The sequence below is a fragment of the Vreelandella stevensii S18214 genome, from assembly GCF_000275725.1.
GTDB classification, from domain to species: domain Bacteria; phylum Pseudomonadota; class Gammaproteobacteria; order Pseudomonadales; family Halomonadaceae; genus Vreelandella; species Vreelandella stevensii.
This window is the reverse complement of sequence record NZ_AJTS01000036.1, coordinates 92,203-116,157: the sequence shown is the minus strand read 5'-3', so window position 1 is coordinate 116,157 and position 23,955 is coordinate 92,203. Positions and strand designations below refer to the sequence as shown.

Here is a 23,955-nt window from a genome sequence, read left to right as displayed (position 1 = left end):
GGTTAGAAGATCGACTCTGCCGCGCCTGACCCCTGCGAGCCGCTGGCTTCTTCCAGCTCCTGGCTGATGCCTCGGGCCTGATAGTCCGGCAAGTGGTCGCGGTGGAACAGCTCGGAAATACCGCCTGACTGGTCATCGTGCAGGCGTCGCCCAGTGGAGGCGTCCACGCGTGCCGATATGACCGTGGAAGGCCGCTCGGGGATCGCTGAGGGCGAGCCTGCCAGGGCATCCCCCATGAACTCTATCCAGATGGGCAGGGCGGCATTGGCACCGTACTCGGCGATGGTTTCATTGCTGTCCTTGCCCACCCAAACGGTGGTCACCAGGTCGCCGTTGAAGCCCGCGAACCAGGCATCGCGTTGGCTGTTGGTGGTGCCCGTCTTGCCCACGATGTCATCGCGATTCAGGCTGAGCGCTGCACGGCCAGTGCCCGAGGTAATGACGTCACGCAGCATGTCACGCAGGATATACACCGCCGCCGCATCGGCCACGCGGGGAGCAACGGGGTAGGTCTTGCCATCGATTTCCACGGTTTCCTGGCCTTCGGCACAGCTGGCACAGGCCACTTGCGGGGTGGCTTCGTCGATCACTTCGTTGTCATCGTCGCGGGTAATCCGGTCGATGAACCAGGGGGAGACCTGGAAGCCGCCGTTGGCAATCACGGCGTAGGCATTGGTCATTTCCAGCGGCGTCAGGTCGGCACTGCCCAGCGCCAGCGACAGGCCACGTGGCAGGCGCTGGGGCGCAAACCCAAACCCTTCCAGGTACTGGATGGTGTGATCCAGCCCCATGGTCTGCAGCACACGAATGGTGACCAGGTTGCGAGAGCGAGCCAGCGCGGGGCGCAGGCGCATGGGGCCCTGGAAGTCACGGCTGGAGTTCACCGGGCGCCACAGGGCGTTGCTGCCGTCGTCCAGCACTACCGGTGCGTCATTGACCACACTGGCGGCGTTCATTTCGCCATCTTCCAGCGCCGCCAGATAGATGAACGGCTTGAAGATGGAGCCCGACTGGCGCTGCGCCTGTACGGCGCGGTTGAACTTGCTGGCGTTGAAGTCGAAGCCACCTTGCAGGGCCAGAATCGCACCGGTACGCGGGTCCTGGGCTACCAGTGAGCCTTCGGCATCCGGGCGCTGGGAAAGGCGCAAGGAGCCATCGTCGTTCTCGATGACGCGAATCAGGTCGCCACGCTCGGCAATCTGGCTGGCGCTGCTGGGTTCGGCGCCGCGGCTGCGCGGGCTGAGGTAGGGGCGCGCCCAGCTCAAGCCGCTCCAGGTGATGGTGTGCAGTTCACCGCCACGGGTGAGTACCTGCATTTCACGGCCACTGCTTTCGACCACGATGGCGGGGCGCAGCAGGCCGTAGTTGGGCGTACGCTCGAGTACCTGCAGCCAGTTACTCACGTCGCCATCGACACCGTCCACTTCCGTCTGGCTGCGCTGGGCGGCCTGGCGGGCGGTCTGGCGAATTTCAGGAGACTCCGAGAGCTCTTCTTCTAAGCCCTGGGTGTTGGTCTGTTCCTGAGCTTCGACCAGACTGGACGCAATTTCACGCTGCTCGGCACCACGCCAGCCATGACGCAGGTCATAGGCAATCAGGCCGTTGGCCAGCGCCTGACGGGCGAAGGGCTGCATGGTGCTGTCGATAGTGGTGTAAATGCGATAGCCACCGGTGTATGCCGTATCACCAAAGCGCTCGATTGCGTACTGGCGCGCCATCTCCGAGACGTAGGCGGCATCCACTTCGGTTTGGGTGAAGTGACGACGGGCGGTGACCGGGGCCTGCACCGAGGCCTGGTACGCTTCGTTATCGATGTAGCCCAGTTCGCGCATCCGGAACAGGATCCAGTTACGGCGAATCAGCGAGCGCTCGGAGTTGGCCAGCGGGTTGAAGGCAGACGGCGCCTTGGGCAGGCCTGCAATCATGGCGGTTTCGGCCAGACTCAGCTCGGCCAGCGGCTTGTTGTAGTAGGTTTCCGCTGCCGCGGCGATACCGTAGGCGCGGTTGCCAAGGAAGATCTTGTTGACGTAGAGCTCGAAGATCTCCTCTTTGCTGAGCACTTTTTCCATCTGCAGGGCCAGCAGGATCTCGCGTATTTTACGCGTGAACGTCTGATCCAGCGTCAGCATGTAGTTACGTGCCACCTGCATGGTGATGGTGGAACCACCGGACTGAATGGCACCACCGCTCTGTACCAGCTCGACCGCTGCCCGGGCCAGGCCACGAGGGTCGACACCGGCATGGTTGAAGAAGCTGGCGTCCTCGGCGGCAATCAGCGCGTTGACCATGTTGTCCGGGATTTCATCGAAGTCGATCGCCATGCGGCGCTCTTCACCAAACTCGCCAATCAGCTTGCCGTCATTGGTGTAGATACGGAGCGGTGTGTGTAGCTCGAAATTCTGCAGTTGCCGAACGTCGGGTAACCCCGGAGAGAAATAGATCGCTGCGCCGATGACCGCCAGTACCGTGGCGCCCATCAGCGCAACGACCAGCGAAAATAGCGACAGCACTAGAGTTCGTAAAAACGTCATGAACAGTGGGCACCCATGAAAAGAGAGTAGGTATGGTGGTGTAACCGCCATAGCGCGCAATGGCTGCCATTATAGGAAGGGGAAGCAGCGGCCACCAGTGTTGATATGGCGTAGAGGCATTGGCGTGTGCCTTAAGCAAAAATCATGTAACCTCGAAACTTGCACGATAGGCAGGCGGAGCCGAACTCAACATGCGCTTACTAACACCCAGTAAAGGGTTGATTGGTGTCGATATTACCTCGGCGACCGTCAAGCTGCTCGAACTCAAGCAGAGCAATGACAATTTTCAGGTAGAAAGCTACGCCGTGCGACCCCTGCGTGAAGGCGCAGTGGTCGAGCGGCGTATCCGAGATATCAACGATGTGGCCAGCGTGTTGAGTCGGGCAGTAGAGCATGCCAAGCCTTCGACCCGTAAGGCGGCCGTTGCCGTTCCCGCCAGCGCCGCGATTACCAAAACGCTGCAATTTCCCGTCTCGCTCAGCGAAGACGAAATAGAAGAGCGGATCATCGCCGAGTCTGACCGCCATATCCCCTTTCCGTTCAATGAAGTGGCGTTCGATTTTCACTGCCTGGGCCCTGCGCCTTTCGATGAAGAGCAGCAGCAGGTCATCCTGGTCGCTTGCCGCCAGCAGGACGTCTCTCAGCTCACCGAAACCCTGGAGCGTGCGGGGCTCGAACCCGCCGTGGTGGACGTGGAAACCTTTGCCATGGAACGCTCGCTGGCCGAGCTGCGCCGTCAGTTGAAGGTAGATAGTGACCCCAACGCCTGCGTGGGGCTGGTGGATATCGGCGCCAATATGAATGCGTTCCATGTGGTGCGCGGTGGTCATATCGTCTATAGCCGCGACACGGTCTTTGGCGGAAAGCAGTTGACCGACGCCATCCGCGATCACTATTCGCTCAGTATCGAAGAAGCCGGGTTTGCCAAGAAACGCGGCGGCTTGCCCGATGACTATCAGGAGAGAGTGCTCAATCCGTTTCTCGATACGGTCGTGCAACAGGTAGGGCGCTCTCTGCAGCTTTACTACACCGCTGGCCGCCAGCACGAAGTGCAGCATATCGTTCTGGCTGGCGGGTCCAGCGTGATTCCCGGGTTGGCAGAACGCATCGCCGACGATAGCGGCATGTCGGTGACCATCGCCAACCCCTTTCAGCGCATGCGGATCAACAAACGGCTCAACATCGAAGGCCTCACCAATGATGCGCCTGCCATGCTGACCGCCGGTGGGCTGGCCATGAGGGCCGGGCTATGAGTATTACCATCAACCTGCTGCCCTGGCGTGAGGCGCGCCGCCAGCGCCGCACACAGCGCTTTTACAAACTGTTGATCATGATGGTGCTGCTGGCGGTGGGTCTGGGGCTGGGCGCGTCACAGCTCTATCAGCAGATGCTGACGGCGCAGCAACAGCGCAACGCTTATATTGCGCAGCAGATCGAGCGCCTGAACAGTGAAATTGCCGATGTGCAACGCTATCAGGCCTCAGTGACCCGGCTGGGTGAGCAGCTGACGCTGTTTCAAACGCTGCAGGGCGAGCGCGCCAGCACGGTCAAGCTATTCAATGACATCGCGGCCAGCGTGGTCGATGGCGTGGTGTATCAGCGTCTGTCGCGCAGTGGCGACCGCGTCAGTGTATCGGCCATGGCCGGCAATGAGCGTCAGGTATCCGAGCAGTTGCGCCAAATAGCGGACATGCCAGGCCTGGGGGTGCCGCTGCTGTCGGAAGTCGCCAGTGGGTCGGACGGTACCAGCCGGGTCTTCCAGTTCGAGGTCGTGCAGCTGTTGCCCGGTAGTGAGGAGGCGACGCCATGATCTGGAGCCGAGAGCGTTGGCGCAACGAATGGCAGCGGCTGCGGGACGTCGAGTGGCAAGCGCTTGATGTCAAAGAGTCTGGCGAATGGCCGACCTTGCTGAAAGCGTTATCCGGCCTGCTGGTCTTTGCCATCGTGCTCGGTGGTTTGAGCTGGTGGCTGCTTGGCGAGAAACGCGCTGCGCTGGAGGCGGCGCAGCGCCAGGAAGTGCGCCTGCTGGGGGAGTATCGTGGCAAGGTCGGCGAGGCCGCGTTCTTGCCGGAAGTACGCGACCAGTTGATGCTGCTGGAAGAGCAGATTGCCTCGATGCGCGCCATGCTGCCCACCAGCGCGGAAATCCCGACGCTGCTGGACGGCATCAGCGATGCCGCAGTGAGCAATAACCTGACCATCGAGACCATTCGCCTACGGCCTACGGTGCGTAATACCCACTATGTAGAGCATCCGTTCGATATTCAGGTCAGGGGCGGGTATCACGAATTGGCGCGCTTTGCGGCAGATATCAGCCAGCAGGCGCGGATCATTACCCAGCAGGATGTCACGCTGGTGCCGGTCGAACAGGGCAGCGATACGCTGCGTATGTCGTTACTGGCGCGTACGTATAGCTATATAGAAGATGCACAGCAGGGGGGTACGCCATGAGGCGGTGGCCAGGCATGGTAGGTGGGCTTTTGCTGCTGGCCGGGTGTGGAGAAGCCAACCTTGGCGAGCTGGACGAACAGCTCAGCGACATTCGGCGCAGCCCAGCGGGGCAGCCGCCGGTAGAAATACCGACGATTCCCGATTACCGAGCCGTCGATTACCGTTATAGTGACGCGCGAAGCCCTTTTTTAGCGCCCGAGAGCATTCGTACCCAGGCCGCGACGGCCCTGTTGGAAAGTGCGTTGGCCCCCGACCAGCAGCGTTCTCCCGAGCCGCTGGAGCAGTTTCCTCTGTCATCGCTGCGCCTGGTGGGTACGCTGCGCATGGGCGGTCAGCAGGTGGGCATGATCGCTGCTCCGGATGGCAGCGTGACCAGTGTCAGGGTGGGCAACTACCTGGGCACTGACCATGGCCGCATTACGGCCATAGCGCCGCAGGAAGTGCGTCTGACCGAGCGCGTTTTCAATCAGCAGCAAGGCTGGCAGGAGCGCCCGGCGACGCTGACGTTGGAGTAAACCGCCCCGCGTCTGCTGCCCAATAGTTTCGCCCTTGCAATAGTGTCGACCTTTTTCAGTTACTGGATGACTTTTATGGCCATCACGCTCCGCCAAATAACGCTTTCCCTGTTTGCCATGATGCCTGCGCTGGCCTGGGGCTCCGTGCTCACGGCGCTGGATGTTCGCGAGACCTCACGGGGTGATGTGGAGCTGTTGCTGCAGTTCAGCGGCGGGGTGGCGGAGCTGAGCGGTTATCGCCTGAATGCGCCGCCGCGTCTGGCGCTGGATCTTGCCGATACGCAAAGTGGGCTGGCGCAGCGCCGCATCAACGTCGGCAATGCGGGCGTCGAGCGAATCACCGCGTTAGAGGGCAATGGCCGCACGCGGCTGGTGGTCGACCTGAGTCAGCCGTTGGAGTACACCTCGCGGGTCGACGGCGACCGGTTGAGGATTACGCTCTCGCCTGATGCCTCGCCTCAGGGAGGCCTGGAAACGTCGCAAGGCCCTCAGGTCAGTAACATCGACTTCCGCCGGGGTACGGATGGCTCGGGGCGCTTGCTGGTGACCTTCGACCGTGACGGTGTCGTCACGCAGGTGCGTGAAGGCAGCGGGGGGCGCGTGATTGCCGAATTGCGAGACGTGGATATCCCCGATGCCTTGAACCAGATTTACGATGTCACCGATTTTGCCACCCCGGTTAGCCGCATCACGCCCCGCGCTGGCCAGCGCGATACGCAGCTGGAGCTAAGCATGGATGGCCCATACGCCATGCTGTCCTCGCAGAGTGGCCGCACGTTGACCATCGAGGTCCAGCCGGTCAGTCAGGCGCCCCAGCAGCAGCGCGAGCGCGAAGGGCAAGCGTTCACTGGCGAGCGCTTGAGTCTCAACTTCCAGGATATCGAAGTGCGTGCCGTGCTGGCGACGCTGGCCGAGTTTACTGGCCTGAACCTGGTGGCCAGCGACAGCGTGACGGGGCGCGTCACCTTGAATCTGAATGACGTGCCCTGGGATCAAGCGTTGGCGCTGATTCTGCAAAGCCAGGGGCTCTCCAGCCGTGAGCAGGGCAATGTCATCGTGGTAGCCCCTGCCAGCGAGCTGGCCGATCTGGAGCGGCAGGAGATCGAGGCGCGCAACCAGCAGCAGACTCTGGCCCCGCTGATTACCGAGTTCGTCGAAGTCAAGTATGCGCGGGCAGAGAACCTGGCGCAGCTGTTGCGTGGCGGTGACGGGTTTGGCTTGTTGACCGACCGCGGCCGCGTCAGCGTAGACCAGCGCACCAATACGCTGCTCATTCAGGATACCGCGGAACAGGTACGCGACATCATGCGTACTCTGGACAGGCTGGATGTGGCCGTGCGCCAGGTGCAGATCGAGGCGCGTATCGTGATAGCCCGAGACACCGCTTCCCGGGAGCTGGGCGTGAACTGGGGCGTCTCCAGCACGCGAGGCTTCATGGAAAACGATGCTGGGCAGTTCGTGCCGCGTAACATCAACCCGGGAGGGCTCAACCGTGCCCAAGGGGGGCTGGCGGTGGACCTGGGCTCTGCCTCTGCGGCCAGCACCGGTTTCAGCTTTGGTTATCTCTCCGGGGATATTCTGCTCGACCTGGAGCTGCGTGCCCTGGAAAGCGAAGGCAAGAGTCAGACCATCTCGCAGCCACGGGTGATTACCGCCAACCAGCGCACGGCCACCATTCGCCAAGGTGAAGAGCGTGCTTTCCAGAGCGTCGATGCACAGGGTAACCCGGATACCGAGTTCAAGGAGGCGGAGCTGTCGCTGGAAGTCACGCCGCAAATTACCCCGGACAACCGTATCATCATGGATCTGGTGATCAAGAACGACAGTTTCCGGGAAAGCGAGTTTGGCGGTGAGCCGCCCATCGACACCAATCAGATCGAAACTCAGGTGTTGGTGGACAACGGTCAGACGGTAGTGCTGGGTGGGATTCTGACCACCGAGCAGCTGAGCCAGATGGCCAAGACCCCGCTGCTGGGTGATTTGCCCTTTATCGGTCGGCTGTTTCGCTATACCGAAGAGAGCAATGAAAAGGTAGAGTTACTGGTCTTTATTACTCCTCGTTTACTTGATGATGGTTTGGCGGTTCGCTGATGCAGGATTTACCCAATATTTTTTTGATCGGCCCCATGGGGGCTGGCAAGAGCACGATAGGCCGCCTGCTGGCGGCGGAGCTATCGCGCACCTTCCATGATAGCGACCATGCCATCCAGGATCGTTGCGGTGCTGATATTCCGTGGATCTTCGATGTCGAAGGGGAGCCCGGCTTTCGTCAGCGTGAAATTCAGATGATCGATGAGCTGACGCGGCTCTCCGGTGTCGTGGTGGCCACCGGAGGCGGTGCGGTGCTACGTGAAGAGAACCGTCGTGCGCTGCGTGAGCGCGGCACCGTGGTGTACCTGATGACCACCGTAGAACAACAGCTCAAACGCACGGCCAAGGACCGTAATCGTCCGCTACTCCAGTGTGCCGACCGGGAGCAGGTGCTCAACGACATGTTCGCCACCCGTGACCCGCTCTATCGCGCCACGTCCGATATTACCGTGCGCACGGATCGTCGCAGCCCGCGCGCCGTGGTCAATGAAATTCTGCGCCGAGTCCACCGGCTGGTCGACCCGCTGGAAGCAACCGGCACAACGCAAACAAAGGTATCGTCATGACACAGCCCTCAGGCATAGAACGCACTCTGAACGTGGATCTGGGTGAGCGAAGCTACCCCATTCATATCGGCGTGGGGCTGTTGAATCGCCCTGAGCGGTTCGTGCCTTACCTGGCGGGTGAGCAAGTCATGGTGGTCACCAACGAGACCGTTGCGCCGCACTATCTCGAAGCGCTGTGCCACGGCTTGCCTGACCACCTTGACGTACGCACGCTGGTGCTGCCCGACGGCGAGCAATACAAGAGTATCGAACAGGTCAGCCGCATCTGGGATGCCTTGCTGGAAGCTGGGTTCAATCGCCGCTGTACGCTCATTGCGTTGGGTGGTGGCGTGATTGGCGACATGGTGGGCTATGCGGCGGCCTCCTATCAGCGTGGCGTCGCGTTCATTCAAGTGCCCACCACCCTGCTCTCGCAGGTGGACTCCTCGGTGGGCGGGAAGACCGGGGTGAACCATCCGCTGGGCAAGAACATGATAGGCGCCTTCTGGCAGCCCAAAGCCGTCATCGTCGATATCGATACCTTGGCCACGCTGCCGCCCCGGGAACTGTCGGCGGGCCTGGCCGAAGTGGTGAAGTATGGCTTCATTCGTGACGAAGATTTTTTGGGCTGGCTGGAAGCGCACATGGATGCCCTGCGTCAGGTGAAGCCAGGCATCGTGGCCGAGGCGATTGCCAAAAGCTGCCAGATCAAGGCCGACATCGTGGCCGAAGACGAAACCGAGCAGGGGGTTCGCGCGCTATTGAACCTGGGGCACACCTTTGGCCATGCCATCGAAGCGCATCAGGGGTATGGCAACTGGCTGCACGGTGAGGCGGTGGGGGCGGGCATGGCCATGGCGGCCACGCTGTCATGCCAGCTAGGCTGGATCACGGAGGATGCGCTGGCGCGCACTCGCTCGGTGATCGAAAGTGCCGGACTGCCGCTGGCCGCGCCGCGCGATATGAGCGCCGATGATTTTCTGGTGCGCATGCGCCTGGACAAGAAAAACGTCGATGCGCGCCTGCGCCTGGTGCTGCTCAAGGCGCTGGGGGATGCCTGCGTCAGCGATGCCACGCCCCCGGAACTGCTGACCGAGCTGCTGACCGGCTACCCTCGCGCCTAGCGAGGTAGCGTCGGATGCTGATCATGCGTCAGTCATGATATTGGCAAAGCCCGCCCACTCCACGGCGGGCTTTTTATTGGCTCTCAGTATCCAATCAGCATGGCTTATGCGCTATCGGCATGGGTTTTTTGCTTTACTTTAGACCAAAGTCTAATGCTTTGTAGGCAGCGTTTAAAAATCGTGCAATGACTGTGCAAGTGCTTGAAGTGTATGTATTTTTTTGTAGTTTGAGCATGCAACTACAGGATTTGACAAGGTTTTTTTGCGATTGGCGAGTTCTGGGTGATTGCGCTACGCGACTGCAAATCGCTATGCTGAGCAACCATTTTCTTGCAGCAGCGGATGCGGGAAAGCCCTTATTGTAGGCGGGTAATAAGAGCTATAAAAAAAGAAAAACCCGAAATAATACCATAAAAACGCTGCTGGTAAAATACGCTGACTAGAGGCACGCCCAATGAATAGAGGTCTTCACCAGCCTGGCGAGTTTCGCGATAACTGTGGTTTTGGCCTGATTGCCCATATGGAAGGGCAGGCCAGTCACGACTTGCTGAAAACGGCCATTGAATCACTTACCTGCATGACGCATCGCGGTGGTATCGCGGCAGACGGTAAAACCGGCGACGGCTGTGGTCTGCTGCTCAAGATGCCAGCGCAGTTCATGCGCGCGGCAGCTCAAGAGGCGCTCGGTGTGGCGCTGGGCGAGCGCTTTGCCGTGGGCGTGGTATTCCTGCCTGACGACGATGCGCGTGCCAGCAAGGCCAGGGAAACCCTGGTCGGCGAGCTGAGCACCCGCGGCCTGGACGTGCTGGGCTGGCGAGTGGTGCCCACCGACTCAAGCGTCTGTGGCCCCATGGCACTGGACTGCCTGCCGCGTATCGAGCAGCTGTTCGTGGCGCCCGGCAGCAGCGACAACTTCGATGTCGACCTGTTCATGGCGCGCCGCTATGCCGAGCAGGCCCTGCGTGGCGATGAAGACTTCTACGTGGCGTCGCTTTCCAGCGAAGTGGTCTCCTATAAAGGCCTGGTAATGCCGGAAGACCTGCCAGCCTTCTACAAGGACCTGAACGACCCGCGCCTGGAAACCGCCATTTGTGTTTTCCACCAGCGCTTCTCAACCAACACGGCGCCGCGCTGGCCGCTGGCGCAGCCGTTCCGCCTGCTGGCACATAACGGTGAAATCAACACCATCGAAGCCAACCGCGGCTGGGCGAACTCGCGCAAGGCGAACTTCGTCAACGAGCGTCTGCCCGATATCGCCAAGCTGGATGAAATCGTCAACACCACCGGCTCCGACTCCTCCAGCATGGACAACATGCTGGAAGTACTGCTGACCGGGGGGATGGAGCTGCACCGCGCCGTGCGCATGATGGTGCCACCTGCCTGGCAGAACGTGGAGACCATGGATGCCGAGCTGCGGGCGTTCTACGAATACAACTCCATGCACATGGAGCCCTGGGATGGCCCCGCTGGCGTGGTCATGACCGACGGCCGTCAGGCCGTGTGTATGCTCGACCGTAACGGGTTGCGTCCGGCGCGCTGGGTGATCACCAAAAATGGCTACATCACGCTGGCGTCGGAAATCGGCACTTACGGCTATCAGCCGGAAGACGTGGTGGCCAAAGGTCGAGTCGGCCCTGGTCAGATGCTGGCCGTGGATACCCACACCGGCGAAGTGCTGCACACCCAGGACATCGATGACCGCCTGAAGTCTGCCTACCCCTACAAGCGTTGGCTGAAGCAGGAAGCCAGCTACCTGGAGTCGGCGTTGACCGAGCTGGCGCGATTCCAGACCATGGATACCGATGCCCTGAACGTGCAGCAGAAGATGTTCCAGGTGACCTTCGAAGAGCGCGACCAGGTGCTGCGTCCGCTGGCAGAAAGCGGCCAGGAAGCCGTCGGGTCCATGGGCGACGATACGCCCATGGCGGTCCTGTCGAGCCGTCCGCGCCTGCTGACCGACTTCTTCCGTCAGAAGTTTGCTCAGGTCACCAACCCGCCCATCGACCCGCTGCGCGAAGCGATCGTCATGTCGTTGGAAACCTGCTGCGGTGCCGAGCTGAACGTCTTCAAGGCCACGCCGGAGCACGCGCACCGCTTGATCCTGACCACGCCGGTGCTGTCGCCACGCAAGTTCACTGCGCTGGTGAGTCAGGACGACCCGGCATTTGCCAGCCATCTGCTGCCGCTGGGTTACGACCCGGAAAGCACCAGCCTCCAGCAAGCCATTGTGGCGCTGTGCCAGGAAGCCGAAGCGCAGGTCAAGGCGGGCAAGGTAATTCTGGTACTGAGCGATGCCGAACTGCCCAAGGGCCAACTGCCCATCCAGGCAGCCCTGGCCGTGGGTGCCGTGCACTCGCACTTGGGGCGTCTGGCGCTGCGCCCGAATGCCAACATCGTGGTCGAGACCGGCTATGCCCGCGACGCCCACCAGATGGCCGTACTGTTCGGCGTGGGCGCCACGGCGGTCTACCCGTGGCTGGCCTATCAGGTGATGGCCGACATGCACCGCACTGGCGAACTCACTGGTAACCCGGCAGATGCCCGCGAGAACTACCGCAAGGGCCTGCAGAAGGGGCTGTTCAAGATTCTTTCGAAGATGGGCATCTCGACGCTGGCGTCCTACCGTGGCTCCATGCTGTTCGAAGCCGTGGGCCTGGCCGATGAGGTGATGGATACCTGTTTCGTCGGCATGGCGTCGCGCATTCAGGGCACCGGCTTTGCCGAGCTGCAGCTGCAGCAGGAGCTGCTGGCCAAGGATGCCTGGATTCCGCGCAAGGGCATTTCTCAGGGCGGTATGCTCAAGTACGTGCATGGCCACGAGTATCACGCCTATAACCCGGATGTGGTCAAGGCGCTGCAGGCGGCGGTACAAGAGGGCAGCTACGCCAAGTGGAAGAAGTTCGCGCAGTTGGTGAACGAGCGCCCCGTGGCCACCATTCGTGACCTGCTAAAACTCAAGCCTGCGGCCACGCCGATTCCGCTGGAAGAGGTCGAGCCCATCGAAGCGCTGATTCCACGCTTCGACAGCGCAGGCATGTCGCTGGGCGCACTCTCCCCCGAGGCCCATGAAGCGCTGGCCCAGGCCATGAACGAGGCCGGAGGTCGCTCCAACTCCGGGGAAGGCGGTGAAGACCCTGCCCGCTACGGCACCATCCGCAGCTCCAAGATCAAGCAGATCGCCTCTGGCCGTTTCGGCGTGACGCCTGCCTATCTGGTCAATGCAGATGTACTGCAGATCAAGGTTGCCCAAGGGGCCAAGCCCGGCGAAGGCGGCCAGCTGCCAGGCGGCAAGGTCAATCAACTGATTGCCCGCCTGCGCTACTCGGTGCCCGGCGTGACGCTCATTTCGCCGCCGCCGCACCACGACATCTACTCCATCGAAGACCTGGCGCAGCTGATCTTCGACCTGAAGCAGGTCAACCCTGATGCTCAGGTGTCGGTGAAGCTGGTCTCCGAGCCCGGCATCGGTACCATTGCCACCGGCGTTGCCAAGGCCTACGCGGACCTGATCACCGTATCGGGCTACGATGGCGGCACGGCGGCGAGCCCGCTCACTTCCATCAAGCACGCCGGTTCCCCCTGGGAGCTGGGCCTGCCGGAAGTGCATCAGGCACTGCGGATCAATGGCCTGCGCGACAAGATTCGTCTACAGACCGACGGCGGCCTGAAAACCGGACTGGACGTCGTCAAGGCGGCCATTCTCGGGGCCGAAAGCTTCGGCTTTGGCACGGCGCCCATGGTGGCGCTGGGCTGCAAGTTCCTGCGCATTTGCCATCTCAACAACTGTGCCACCGGTGTCGCTACTCAGGACGACTTCCTGCGCGGTGAACATTTCCGCGGCACCGTGGACATGGTGAAGAGCTACTTCCGCTTCATTGCCGAGGAAGTGCGCGAGCTGATGGCCATGCTGGGCGTGAGCAAACTCACCGACCTGATTGGCCGTACCGACCTGCTGGAAGTGCTGGAAGGCAACACTGCGTCGCAGCGCAAGCTGGATCTGACGCCGCTGCTGTCCAATGACTTCGTACCCGCCGACGCGCCGCAGTTCTGCGTGGTCAGCCGCAACGTGCCCCACGACCCCGGTGCCAAGAACCAGGAAGTGCTGGCGGCGCTGAAAGAGGCCATCGACACCCAGTCCGGCGGCACCTTCGACTTCACCATCACCAACTGCGACCGCAGCGTGGGCGCGCTCACTTCGGGGGCGATTGCCAAGCGCTACGGTGAGGATGGCCTGGAAGCGGCGCCGGTCACCGCGCGCTTCAAAGGGGTGGCGGGCCAGAGCTTTGGTGTCTGGAACGCGCGAGGTTTGAATCTCTACCTGGAAGGCGACGCCAACGACTACGTGGGCAAGGGGATGAACGGTGGCAGCATCGTGATCGTGCCGCCCAGGGTCAGCCAGTTCGAAAGCCACAAGACCGCCATCATCGGCAACACCTGCCTGTATGGCGCCACCGGCGGCACGCTGTTTGCGGCGGGCACGGCAGGCGAGCGCTTTGGCGTGCGTAACTCTGGCGCCACGGCGGTGATCGAAGGCGCCGGGGACCACTGCTGCGAATACATGACCGGCGGCCTGGTCTGTGTGCTGGGTGAGACGGGCGTCAACTTTGGGGCAGGCATGACCGGTGGTTTTGCCTACGTACTGGATGAAGATCGTACCTTCGTGGACAAGTACAACCACGAGCTGGTCGAAATCCACCGGGTGAATACCGAAGCGATGGAAGCCTATCGTCGTCACCTGCGCGAAATGATCGAAGCCTACGTGGCGGCGACCGGCTCTGCGCGTGGTGCGGCGATTCTGGAAGACTTCAGCGACTACGCACGCCACTTCTGGCTGGTGAAGCCCAAGGCCGCCAGCCTGGGCAGTCTGCTGGATCAATCCCGGCGTCAGCCGCAATAACCGTCCGCGCCTACGCTTCGAGGAGAGAGATCATGGCCAACCGTTTGAATAACGATTTTCAGTTCGTCGACGTGGGTCGTAAAGACCCCGAGAAAAAACCGGCGCATACCCGTGCCAAAGAGTTCGCGGAAATCTACGAGCCCTTCAAGCCCACCGATGCGGCCAGTCAGGCGCATCGCTGCTTGCACTGTGGCAACCCGTACTGCGAATGGAAATGCCCGGTACATAACTATATTCCCAACTGGCTGCAGCTGGTGGTGGAAGGCAACATCATCGAAGCCGCCGAGCTGTCCCACAAGACCAACTCGCTGCCGGAAGTGTGTGGCCGCGTGTGCCCGCAGGATCGCCTGTGCGAGGGCGACTGCACCCTGAACGATGGCTTTGGTGCCGTCACCATCGGTTCCGTAGAGAAGTACATTACCGATACCGCCTTTGCCATGGGCTGGCGCCCGGACATGTCCAAGGTGGTCTGGACCGACAAGAAGGTCGCCATTGTAGGGGCGGGGCCTGCGGGCCTTGGCTGTGCCGACATTCTGGCGCGTAACGGCGTCAAACCCGTGGTGTTCGACAAGTACCCGGAAATTGGTGGCCTGCTGACCTTCGGTATCCCGGAGTTCAAGCTGGAAAAGAACGTCATGGAGCGCCGCCGCGCGGTCTTCGAGGAGATGGGCGTCGAGTTCCGCCTGAATACCGAAATCGGCACCGACATCGAGTTCGAGACGCTGCTGCAGGAGTACGATGCGGTGTTCCTGGGCATGGGCACCTACAAGTACATGCAGGGTGGCTTCCCCGGCGAAGACCTGCCCGGTGTCTACAAGGCGCTGGACTTCCTGATTGCCAACGTCAACCGCCGCCTGGGCTTCGAAAAAGACCCCAGCGACTTCATCTCCATGGAAGGCAAGCGGGTCGTGGTGCTGGGTGGCGGCGATACCGCCATGGACTGTAACCGCACCTCGATTCGTCAGCGTGCTGCCAGCGTGACCTGTGCCTATCGCCGCGACGAAGAGAACATGCCGGGGTCGCGCCGTGAAGTGGCCAACGCCCGGGAAGAGGGCGTCGAGTTTCTGTTCAACCGCCAGCCGGTGGCGGTGGTCGGGGACGACAAGGTCGAGGGCGTGAAGGTCGTGCGGACGCGCCTGGGCGAGCCGGATGAAAACGGACGCCGTCGCCCGGAAGTGGTGCCCGGCTCCGAAGAGATCATTGCCGCCGATGCGGTGGTGGTGGCCTTTGGCTTCCAGGCAAGCCCGGCCCCATGGTTCAAAAGCGCCAATATCGAGGTCAACGACTGGGATCTGGTCAAGGCGCCCGAGCATGGCCAGTATGCGTTCCAGACCAGCAACGAGAAAATCTTTGCCGGTGGCGATATGGTGCGCGGTTCGGACCTCGTGGTGACGGCCATTTATGAAGGCCGCCAAGCCGCCGAAGGCATTCTGGACTACCTGAACGTTTAAGCGTGTAACGAGGTGGCTGATAAGGGGTGCCTGAGGCACCCCTTTGCCCGGTAAATCGGCCTCCCACTGCTTATGGGTAGCCAGTGGTTAGTGTGGGAGGCAGCTTTAGCTCGCGACCCGGCACGGCGGCCATGTCAGTTCAAATTGAGCCGAAGGGTGTAATCTGCTATTCTGTCGTCCCATCCTGGTGTGGCTTTCTGTTACGCCTTTTGATCACGTTTCGACAGGTTTTCCATGACACGATATATCTTCGTGACCGGCGGCGTTGTGTCCTCTCTTGGCAAGGGCATCGCGTCGGCCTCGCTGGCGGCGATTCTCGAGGCTCGCGGCCTTAAGGTCACCATGCTCAAGCTCGACCCGTACATCAACGTGGACCCGGGCACCATGAGTCCTTTCCAGCACGGCGAGGTGTTCGTCACCGAGGATGGCGCCGAGACGGATCTGGACCTGGGGCACTACGAGCGCTTCATCCGTACCAAGATGACCCAGCGCAACAACTTCACCACCGGCCGAGTGTACGAGCACGTGCTGCGCAAGGAGCGCCGTGGTGATTACCTGGGCGGCACGGTACAGGTCATTCCCCATATCACCGATGAGATCAAGCAGCGTGTCTACGCTGGCGGCGAAGGCTTCGACGTGGCGCTGGTGGAGATCGGTGGCACGGTCGGCGATATCGAGTCGCTGCCCTTCCTGGAATCCATTCGTCAGATTCGCAGCGAGTTGGGCGCCAGCCGCGCCATCTACATGCACCTGACCCTGGTGCCCTATATCAAGACCGCTGGCGAGACCAAGACCAAGCCGACCCAGCACAGCGTCAAGGAGCTGCGCTCCATCGGTATCCAGCCGGACATTCTGATTTGCCGCAGCGAAGTCGAGCTGGAAGAGAGCGAGCGTCGCAAGATCGCGCTGTTCACCAACGTGGAAGAGCGTGCGGTGGTGCCGCTGCAAGACGCCGACACCATCTACCGCATTCCGCTGATGCTCCACGAGCACGGTCTGGACGATATCGTCTGCGACAAGCTGCGCCTGGAAGCGGCACCGGCCGATCTGTCCGAGTGGGTCAAGGTACTCGATGCCAAGCTCAACCCGCTGAAATCCATCAGCATCGCCATGGTCGGTAAGTACATGGAGCTGCTGGATGCTTACAAGTCACTGAACGAAGCGCTGATCCACGCCGGTATCCAGGGGCGTATCAAGGTCAACGTGGACTACATCGACTCCGAAGATATCGAGCGTCACGGTACCGAGCGTCTGGCTGGCAAGGACGCCATTCTGGTACCGGGTGGCTTTGGTGAGCGTGGCGTCGAAGGCAAGATTCTGACCGCTCAGTTCGCCCGTGAAAACAACATCCCTTACCTGGGTATCTGCCTGGGCATGCAGGTGGCGGTGATCGAGTTCGCGCGTAACGTGGCAGGCTGGAAAGACGCCAACTCCACCGAGTTCACCCACGACACCAAGCACCCGGTGGTGGGTCTGATTACCGAGTGGATCAACGCCGAAGGCAAGATCGAGCTGCGCGATGCGGCCTCGGATCTGGGCGGTACCATGCGTCTGGGTGGCCAGGTATGCCACTTGGCGTCAGGCAGCAAGGCGCGCGAGGCGTACGGCTCTGATGAGATCGTCGAGCGTCATCGCCATCGCTTCGAAGTCAACAATCAGTTCATCGACGAGCTGGAGCGCGCAGGTCTGGTGATTTCAGGCAAGAGCGTGGACCAGTCGCTGGTGGAGATGGTCGAGCTTGCCGACCACCCCTGGTACGTGGCGTGTCAGTTCCATCCCGAATTCACCTCCACGCCGCGCGATGGCCACCCACTGTTCTCCGGGTTCGTCAACGCCGCGCTCGAGTACAAGACGGCACGTACCCGTGCCCACGCCACACCTCAGGAATAAAGGGGGAAGCATGTCTTCTCAATCCCCGTTCCCAGAGCATCACATCCACGTTGCCGGCTTAACCGCCGGCAATTCTTTGCCTCTCATGCTGCTGGGTGGCATGAACGTGCTGGAGTCGGCGGAACTGGCCGATGAAGTCGCGCAGGCTTACGTGGCCGTGACGCAAAAGCTGGGCATGCCGTATGTTTTCAAGGCCAGTTTCGACAAGGCCAACCGCAGCTCGATTCACTCATATCGTGGCCCAGGGCTGGAAAAAGGGCTGCAGATCCTGGCCGATATCAAGGCGCGCTACAACGTGCCCATCATCACCGATGTGCACGAGCCCTGGCAGGCAGCGCCTGCGGCCGAGGTGGCCGATATCATCCAGCTACCGGCGTTTTTGGCACGCCAGACCGATCTGGTAGTGGCCATGGCCAAAACGGGCGCTGCCATCAACATCAAGAAGCCGCAGTTTCTGGCACCCCATGAAATGCGCCATATCCTCAGCAAGTTTCAGGAAGCAGGCAATGACCGCCTGATGCTCTGCGAGCGCGGCACCAGCTTTGGCTACAACAACCTGGTGGTGGACATGCTGGGCTTTGGCGATATGAAGCACACCGGCTACCCGGTGTTTTTCGACGTCACCCACGCCCTGCAGCGCCCTGGTGGCCGCGCCGACAGCGCCGACGGCCGCCGTGCCCAGGTGGCCGAGCTGGCCCGTGCAGGCGTGGCGGTAGGCCTGGCGGGGCTGTTCCTGGAAGCCCACCCGGATCCGGACAACGCCAAATGCGACGGCCCGTGTGCGCTGCCGCTGGAGCAGTTGGAACCGTTTCTGACGCAGCTGGCGCAGTTGGATGGCCTGGTGAAGGGATTTGACCCTTTGACCATCCGTTAATCGCTGCAGAAATTCGTGGTATACATTGGACCTAACCTCCATCAGACCGACAACCAAAGGACACTGTCATGACCAAAATTGTTGAAATCAGTGCGCTGGAAGTGCTCGATTCGCGCGGCAACCCGACCGTTCAGGCCACCGTGCGTTTGGAAAGCGGTGCCGTAGGTAGCGCCTGCGCGCCCAGCGGTGCCTCTACCGGCTCCCGCGAAGCACTCGAGCTGCGTGATGGCGACAAGGCGCGTTACCTCGGCAAAGGCGTGTTGGATGCCGTGGATGCCGTGAATGGCAGGATCCGTGAGGCGTTGTTGGGGATGGATGCACGGGACCAGCGCGGTCTGGATGACGCCATGCTGGCGCTGGACGGCACCGACAACAAGGCCAACCTGGGCGCCAACGCCATTCTGGCCGTGTCGCTGGCCGCTGCCAAGGCGGCTGCCAACGCCAAGGGCGTACCGCTGTATGCGCATATTGCCGAGCTTTACGGTCAACCGGGCCAGTACAGCATGCCGGTACCGATGATGAACATCCTCAACGGCGGCGAGCATGCCGACAATAACGTGGATATTCAGGAGTTCATGGTACAGCCGGTCGGTGCTGCCAACTTCCGTGAAGGCCTGCGCATGGGCGCGGAAATCTTCCACGCGCTGAAGAAAGTACTGTCTGCCAAGGGGCTGTCTACCTCGGTAGGCGATGAAGGTGGCTTTGCGCCCAACCTGGCGTCCAACGCCGATGCCCTGGCTGTCATCAAGCAGGCGGTGGCCGATGCCGGTTACACCCTGGGTAGCGACGTTACCCTGGCGCTGGACTGTGCTGCCTCCGAGTTCTACAAGGAAGGCCAGTACGACCTGGCCGGAGAAGGCAAGCGTTACGACTCCGCAGGGTTTGCCGACTACCTGGCGGGCCTGTGCGCGGACTACCCCATCGTCTCTATCGAAGACGGCATGGACGAGTCCGACTGGGCGGGTTGGAAAGACTTGACCGACAAGCTGGGCGACAAGGTGCAGCTGGTGGGCGATGACCTGTTCGTGACCAACACCAAAATCCTCAAGCGCGGCATCGACGAGCAGATCGGTAACTCGATCCTGATCAAGTTCAACCAGATTGGCTCGCTCTCCGAAACCCTCGATGCGATCAAGATGGCCCAGGACGCTGGCTTCACGGCGGTGATCTCCCACCGCAGCGGTGAGACCGAAGACACCACCATTGCCGACCTGGCCGTGGGCACCTGTGCAGGACAGATCAAGACCGGTTCGCTGTGTCGTTCTGACCGTGTGGCCAAATACAACCGTCTGCTGGTCATCGAAGCAGAGCTGGGGGAAGTGACCTACCCCGGTTTGAAGGCCATCAAGGGCCAATAAGCGAAAAACCAGCGATGGCGTGTAAGAGATCTCTCAAAAATTTGTAAGAGATCTCTTACAAATGCCGACGACATTCGCTCGAAACCTTGTAAGAAAAAGCGAAATTTTTCACTAATCCAACTTTAAGTGCTTGTCTTGATTGGATTTTGTGAAAAAAAGGCGAGCCCGCTGGGCTCGCCTTTTGCGTATTGGGTCCGCTTGAGAAGTTACGCTGTTCTGCCACAATGCATTCAGGACAAGGGGAGGCAAGGATGCTTCAGGCAGGATGCAAACGGGATGTAGGCAGGTGCGCCGGGTGACACAGTGATGTGAGCCCTGGCAAGGAAGCCACCTGAGGAGGTTGACCCAAGGAGTGGTCAGAGGAAGTGCTTGGAGCGGGCGGCCTACGGGCCGCCTTTTTTTTGCCTGCGCATCAGTCAGGTCCAAAAAAACCAGCGCGAACGCTGGTTCTCAGGCAATGCCGTGTCGCTGCGATCAGCGCTCCAGCTTTTCGAGCTTGCCAGGCTTGCCGTCCCACTCTTCTGCATCGGGCAGCGGGTCTTTCTTCTCGGCAATGTTGGGCCACACGTCGGCCAGCTCGGCGTTGATCTCGATGAACTGCTCTTGCCCATCCGGTAGCTCGTCTTCCGAGAAAATGGCCTCGGCGGGGCACTCCGGCTCGCAGAGGGCGCAATCGATGCACTCATCCGGGTGGATGACCAGGAAGTTGGGGCCTTCATAGAAACAGTCGACCGGGCAAACTTCCACGCAGTCGGTGTACTTGCATTGGATGCAGTTCTCGGTAACGACAAACGTCATCTCACTATCCCTCTTGCGGGACCGGAGCGTGCTCCGGTCGTGTTTAATCGCGAATGGTTATAGATTAGCCGTTTTTTATAAGCTAAATGTGGCGCCATTTTAGTAGTGCTGCCCCATGGCGGCAAGCGCCAGGCATCAATCTCACCCGTGTTTACAGCATCGAGCGCCACTGGTAGAGCAGATCCAGCGCCTCGCGGGGTGATAAGTCGTCGATGTCGGTACCGGTCAGTGCGTCCACCACCGGATGTGGCGCGCTGGCAAACAGGTCGTTCTGCTGAGGGGCCTGGGAGCCTGACAAGGGCCGCTGCTGGGTGTCCACGTCGCGCTGTTCCAGTGTCATCAGCTTCTCCCGTGCGCGACGAATCACCGGCCCCGGTACGCCTGCCAGTTGCGCTACCTGTAGCCCGTAGCTCTGGCTGGCGGGGCCGGCTTCGATGCGGTGCATGAAGACGATGCCATCTCCGTGCTCGGTAGCCGTCAGGTGAATGTTGGCCACCCCCTCGGCCTGCTCGGGCAGCGCGGTCATTTCGAAGTAGTGCGTCGCGAACAGCGTCAGTGCACGGGCCCGGGCCAAATGTTCGGCGCTGGCCCAGGCCAGCGACAAGCCGTCGAAGGTGCTGGTGCCGCGCCCGATCTCGTCCATCAGCACCAGGCTGTGCTCGGTGGCATTGTGCAGGATATTGGCGGTTTCGGTCATTTCCACCATGAAGGTGGAGCGCCCGCCTGCCAAATCATCGGAGGAGCCGATACGGGTGAAAATACGATCGATCGGGCCAACCTCGGCGGCATCGGCAGGCACGAAACTGCCGCTGTGCGCCAGGAGGGCAATGAGGGCCGTCTGGCGCATGTAGGTCGATTTACCCCCCATGTTGGGGCCGGTGATGATCAGCATGTGTTGTTCCGGCGTCAGCATGACGTCGTTGGGTACGAACGGTTTGTCGCTGACCTGCTCCACGACCGGGTGTCGGCCCGCGGTAATGGTAATGCCCGTAGTCGCGACCAACTGTGGGCGCACCCAGTTGAGCGCCTCGGCACGTTCGGCAAAGGCGCACAGCACGTCCAGCTCGGCCAAGGCCCGCGAGGTGGCTTGCAGGGCATGCAGCTGCTCATTCAGGGTGGCCAACAGCTGGTCGTAGAGCCATTTCTCTCGAGTCAGTGCGCGTGACTTGGCGGACAGTGCCTTGTCTTCGAACTCTTTCAGCTCGGGAATGATGAAGCGTTCGGCGTTTTTCAGCGTCTGGCGACGAATGTAGTCTGCGGGCGCCTGCTGGGCCTGGGAGCGGGGCAGCTCGATGAAGTAGCCATGGACGCGGTTATAACCCACTTTGAGGTTGGCCAGGCCGGTGCGCTCGCGTTCGCGCAGTTCGAGCTGGACCAGGTAATCGCCCGCGTTCTCGGCCATGCCCCGGTGTTCATCCAGCTCGGCATCGAAGCCATCGGCAATCACGCCGCCGTCACGAATCACCACCGGTGGGTTGTCGACCAGGGCTCGGTTCAGCGTATCGGCCAGCGTCGGGTAGGGGCGGATGTTCGGTGTCAGACCGTCCAGAGCGCTGCCGGTATCGATATCGGCCAGCAGCGCTTCCAGGGTAGGCAGCGTGGCGAGGGTGTCACGCAGTCTTGCCAGGTCACGTGGGCGAGCGCTGTACAGGGCAACCCGGGCGAGAATCCGCTCCACGTCGCCTACATCGCTCAGCGTCTCGCGCAGGCTCATGTAAGCGGCATCGATGGAGAGCAGGGCAACGCCCGCTTGGCGTCCTTCGACGATCTCCCGTTGGCGCAGGGGGCGGTTCAACCAGCGTTTAAGCAACCGTGAGCCCATGGCGGTGGCGCAGGTATCCAGTACGCTGGCCAGGGTGTTGTCGCCGTTGCCGCCGAGGTTGATGTCGATTTCCAGATTACGGCGACTGGCCGCGTCGATCACCACCGCGTCGTCGCGATTCTCCACGCTGATGGACGTGACATGGGGCAGCCGTGAGCGCTGGGTGTCCCGGGCATAGTCGATCAAGACGCCTGCGGCCACCAAAGCGGTAGAGAGATGCGCGCAACCAAATCCGCGCAAGTCGCTCACTTCGAACTGGTCGCACAGGCTGCGCGTGGCGCTTTCCAGGTCGAATAGCCATTCACCCTGGCGGCGCAGGCTGCGCTTTTGCGACCAGGCGTCGGGCAGGGAAAGGCTTTCAGGCACCAGCAGTTCGGCAGGTGACAGGCGGGTCAGCTCGGCCAGCATTTCGGCCTCGCTCTCTACCTCCAGCACGTTGAAGCGCCCGCTGGAAAGCTCCAGCCAGGCAAGCCCCCAGCCTTCCTTGCCCGGGGCCACGGCCACCAGCACGTTGTCGCGGCGGGCATCCAGCAGCGCCTCGTCGTGCAGCGTCCCGGGGGTCACGATGCGCACCACCTGGCGCTCGACAGGGCCTTTGCTGGTGGCGGGGTCGCCAATTTGCTCGCAAATGGCCACCGACTCGCCACCCGCTACCAGCCTGGCAAGGTAGCCCTCGGCGCTGTGATAAGGCACGCCCGCCATGGGGATCGGCTTGCCGCCCGACTGGCCGCGCTGGGTCAAGGTGATATCCAGCAGCGCTGCTGCCCGTTTGGCGTCGTCAAAAAACAGTTCGTAGAAGTCCCCCATGCGGTAGAACAGCAATACCTCGGGGTGCTCGCGTTTGATTTTCAAATACTGCGCCATCATCGGCGTATGGGCGGGGCTGGCCTGTGACATGAGCGTCCTGATTGAGCGTGGCGCAGACCTGAACGGCATGCGGCATGTTCGTTGGGCAATTTCGTTGAGAAAGCTAAACGCAGTATTCTACGCTACCCTAAGGTCTTACATGAAGGAGTCACCATGGCCCCCAGTGTTTCCAGTCTCAAGAATCTCGATTTATCACTGTTGGCTCAACGACTTGGACGGCTGTGCCAGCAGTTGCATGTCGAAGTGACCACCGCCGAGTCATGCACGGGAGGTGGCATTGCCAGCGCCATTACCTCCGTGGCTGGCAGCTCGGCGTACTTCACCGCAGGCTATGTGACCTACTCCAATGCCGCCAAGACCCGCCTGCTGGGGGTCGAACCTGCCCTGCTGGAAGCCCACGGCGCGGTCAGTGAAGCGGTCGTGGGTGCCATGGTGGCGGGCGCCTGTCGTGACAGCGGTGCCGACCTGGCCGTGGCCGTCAGTGGTGTGGCCGGGCCGGAAGGCGGTAGCGAGGAGAAGCCGGTGGGCACCGTATGGCTGGCCTGGGGCGATGCCGAGAGCCAGCAGGCCGAATGCTTTCATTTTCCGGGTGACCGGCAGGCGGTGCGCGAGCAGGCGGTACGTGAAGCCCTGGCAGGGTTGGTCGCTCGGCTTTCCGCGCAGGCCACCAGGAAATAATCGTTAAAGTTGCCGCCGAGGATTTGTTTCATCGCCGATCTTTGGCATACTACTGGCTAATTA

Annotated in this window: 16 protein-coding genes; 13 read left to right on the top strand and 3 right to left on the bottom strand. The window is 61.3% G+C overall.

The features are described 5' to 3' along the window. Positions 1 to 2: 2 nt before the first annotated feature. Positions 3 to 2,531, bottom strand: coding sequence for a penicillin-binding protein 1A (locus HSS18214_RS0108455; RefSeq protein WP_026001818.1), 2,529 nt, complete (start codon positions 2,529 to 2,531; stop codon positions 3 to 5). 191 nt (positions 2,532 to 2,722) lie between these two features. Between HSS18214_RS0108455 and pilM the strand changes: the two genes are divergently transcribed. The 12 genes from pilM (at position 2,723) to eno (ending at position 19,727) form a co-directional block, all read left to right on the top strand. After that, positions 2,723 to 3,784, top strand: a complete 1,062-nt coding sequence (pilM, locus tag HSS18214_RS0108450; protein ID WP_016914856.1) for a type IV pilus assembly protein PilM — start codon at positions 2,723 to 2,725, stop codon at positions 3,782 to 3,784. Next, complete coding sequence (locus HSS18214_RS0108445) at positions 3,781 to 4,341, top strand: PilN domain-containing protein (RefSeq protein ID WP_016914855.1); 561 nt, start codon at positions 3,781 to 3,783, stop codon at positions 4,339 to 4,341. Before pilM ends, HSS18214_RS0108445 begins: the two co-directional genes overlap by 4 nt. After that, on the top strand, positions 4,338 to 4,982 hold the full coding sequence (locus HSS18214_RS0108440) for a type IV pilus inner membrane component PilO (protein WP_016914854.1): 645 nt from the start codon (positions 4,338 to 4,340) through the stop codon (positions 4,980 to 4,982). Before HSS18214_RS0108445 ends, HSS18214_RS0108440 begins: the two co-directional genes overlap by 4 nt. A gap of 14 nt (positions 4,983 to 4,996) precedes the next feature. Then, the gene (locus tag HSS18214_RS0108435; protein WP_016914853.1) at positions 4,997 to 5,497 is read left to right on the top strand and encodes a pilus assembly protein PilP; all 501 of its coding nucleotides are present in this window, start codon (positions 4,997 to 4,999) and stop codon (positions 5,495 to 5,497) included. Positions 5,498 to 5,572: 75 nt separating this feature from the next. Beyond that, entirely contained in the window at positions 5,573 to 7,588 is a 2,016-nt protein-coding gene (locus HSS18214_RS0108430) for a type IV pilus secretin PilQ (RefSeq protein WP_016914852.1), read from the top strand. Next, positions 7,588 to 8,154: a shikimate kinase AroK gene (gene aroK / locus HSS18214_RS0108425; RefSeq protein ID WP_016914851.1), complete on the top strand. Its 567-nt coding sequence runs from the start codon at positions 7,588 to 7,590 to the stop codon at positions 8,152 to 8,154. Before HSS18214_RS0108430 ends, aroK begins: the two co-directional genes overlap by 1 nt. Beyond that, positions 8,151 to 9,257 (top strand): 3-dehydroquinate synthase, encoded by a 1,107-nt coding sequence (gene aroB / locus HSS18214_RS0108420; protein WP_016914850.1) that lies wholly within the window; start codon positions 8,151 to 8,153, stop codon positions 9,255 to 9,257. The genes aroK and aroB overlap by 4 nt, the downstream gene beginning before the upstream one ends. 454 nt (positions 9,258 to 9,711) lie before the next feature. Next, positions 9,712 to 14,154, top strand: a complete 4,443-nt coding sequence (gene gltB, locus HSS18214_RS0108415) for a glutamate synthase large subunit (RefSeq protein WP_016914849.1) — start codon at positions 9,712 to 9,714, stop codon at positions 14,152 to 14,154. A gap of 32 nt (positions 14,155 to 14,186) precedes the next feature. After that, positions 14,187 to 15,605 carry a glutamate synthase small subunit GltD family protein gene (locus HSS18214_RS0108410; RefSeq protein ID WP_016914848.1) on the top strand — a complete coding sequence of 473 codons (1,419 nt, stop codon included), beginning with the start codon at positions 14,187 to 14,189 and terminating at the stop codon, positions 15,603 to 15,605. A gap of 234 nt (positions 15,606 to 15,839) precedes the next feature. Beyond that, on the top strand, positions 15,840 to 17,495 hold the full coding sequence (pyrG, locus tag HSS18214_RS0108405; protein ID WP_016914847.1) for a CTP synthase: 1,656 nt from the start codon (positions 15,840 to 15,842) through the stop codon (positions 17,493 to 17,495). Between the two features lie 10 nt (positions 17,496 to 17,505). Further along, positions 17,506 to 18,369 (top strand): 3-deoxy-8-phosphooctulonate synthase, encoded by an 864-nt coding sequence (kdsA, locus tag HSS18214_RS0108400; RefSeq protein WP_016914846.1) that lies wholly within the window; start codon positions 17,506 to 17,508, stop codon positions 18,367 to 18,369. Positions 18,370 to 18,437: 68 nt separating this feature from the next. Next, positions 18,438 to 19,727 (top strand): phosphopyruvate hydratase, encoded by a 1,290-nt coding sequence (gene eno / locus HSS18214_RS0108395; RefSeq protein WP_016914845.1) that lies wholly within the window; start codon positions 18,438 to 18,440, stop codon positions 19,725 to 19,727. Positions 19,728 to 20,201: 474 nt separating this feature from the next. On the opposite strand, the gene fdxA is transcribed toward eno, so the two are convergent. Further along, entirely contained in the window at positions 20,202 to 20,525 is a 324-nt protein-coding gene (gene fdxA / locus HSS18214_RS0108390; RefSeq protein WP_016914844.1) for a ferredoxin FdxA, read from the bottom strand. Positions 20,526 to 20,676: 151 nt separating this feature from the next. Then, the gene (gene mutS, locus HSS18214_RS0108385; protein WP_016914843.1) at positions 20,677 to 23,244 is read right to left on the bottom strand and encodes a DNA mismatch repair protein MutS; all 2,568 of its coding nucleotides are present in this window, start codon (positions 23,242 to 23,244) and stop codon (positions 20,677 to 20,679) included. Positions 23,245 to 23,367: 123 nt separating this feature from the next. Here mutS and HSS18214_RS0108380 point away from each other — a divergent pair, with 123 nt between their 5' ends. Continuing rightward, positions 23,368 to 23,892, top strand: a complete 525-nt coding sequence (locus tag HSS18214_RS0108380; RefSeq protein WP_016914842.1) for a CinA family protein — start codon at positions 23,368 to 23,370, stop codon at positions 23,890 to 23,892. Positions 23,893 to 23,955 lie beyond the last annotated feature (63 nt).

Excerpts from the sequence above, each read along its gene's own strand:
- HSS18214_RS0108455 (WP_026001818.1), bottom strand. The coding sequence starts at position 2,531 with ATGACGTTTTTACGAACTCTAGTGCTGTCGCTATTTTCGCTGGTCGTT.
- pilM (WP_016914856.1), top strand. The coding sequence starts at position 2,723 with ATGCGCTTACTAACACCCAGTAAAGGGTTGATTGGTGTCGATATTACC.
- HSS18214_RS0108445 (WP_016914855.1), top strand. The coding sequence starts at position 3,781 with ATGAGTATTACCATCAACCTGCTGCCCTGGCGTGAGGCGCGCCGCCAG.
- HSS18214_RS0108440 (WP_016914854.1), top strand. The coding sequence starts at position 4,338 with ATGATCTGGAGCCGAGAGCGTTGGCGCAACGAATGGCAGCGGCTGCGG.
- HSS18214_RS0108435 (WP_016914853.1), top strand. The coding sequence starts at position 4,997 with ATGGTAGGTGGGCTTTTGCTGCTGGCCGGGTGTGGAGAAGCCAACCTT.
- HSS18214_RS0108430 (WP_016914852.1), top strand. The coding sequence starts at position 5,573 with ATGGCCATCACGCTCCGCCAAATAACGCTTTCCCTGTTTGCCATGATG.
- aroK (WP_016914851.1), top strand. The coding sequence starts at position 7,588 with ATGCAGGATTTACCCAATATTTTTTTGATCGGCCCCATGGGGGCTGGC.
- aroB (WP_016914850.1), top strand. The coding sequence starts at position 8,151 with ATGACACAGCCCTCAGGCATAGAACGCACTCTGAACGTGGATCTGGGT.
- gltB (WP_016914849.1), top strand. The coding sequence starts at position 9,712 with ATGAATAGAGGTCTTCACCAGCCTGGCGAGTTTCGCGATAACTGTGGT.
- HSS18214_RS0108410 (WP_016914848.1), top strand. The coding sequence starts at position 14,187 with ATGGCCAACCGTTTGAATAACGATTTTCAGTTCGTCGACGTGGGTCGT.
- pyrG (WP_016914847.1), top strand. The coding sequence starts at position 15,840 with ATGACACGATATATCTTCGTGACCGGCGGCGTTGTGTCCTCTCTTGGC.
- kdsA (WP_016914846.1), top strand. The coding sequence starts at position 17,506 with ATGTCTTCTCAATCCCCGTTCCCAGAGCATCACATCCACGTTGCCGGC.
- eno (WP_016914845.1), top strand. The coding sequence starts at position 18,438 with ATGACCAAAATTGTTGAAATCAGTGCGCTGGAAGTGCTCGATTCGCGC.
- fdxA (WP_016914844.1), bottom strand. The coding sequence starts at position 20,525 with ATGACGTTTGTCGTTACCGAGAACTGCATCCAATGCAAGTACACCGAC.
- mutS (WP_016914843.1), bottom strand. The coding sequence starts at position 23,244 with ATGTCACAGGCCAGCCCCGCCCATACGCCGATGATGGCGCAGTATTTG.
- HSS18214_RS0108380 (WP_016914842.1), top strand. The coding sequence starts at position 23,368 with ATGGCCCCCAGTGTTTCCAGTCTCAAGAATCTCGATTTATCACTGTTG.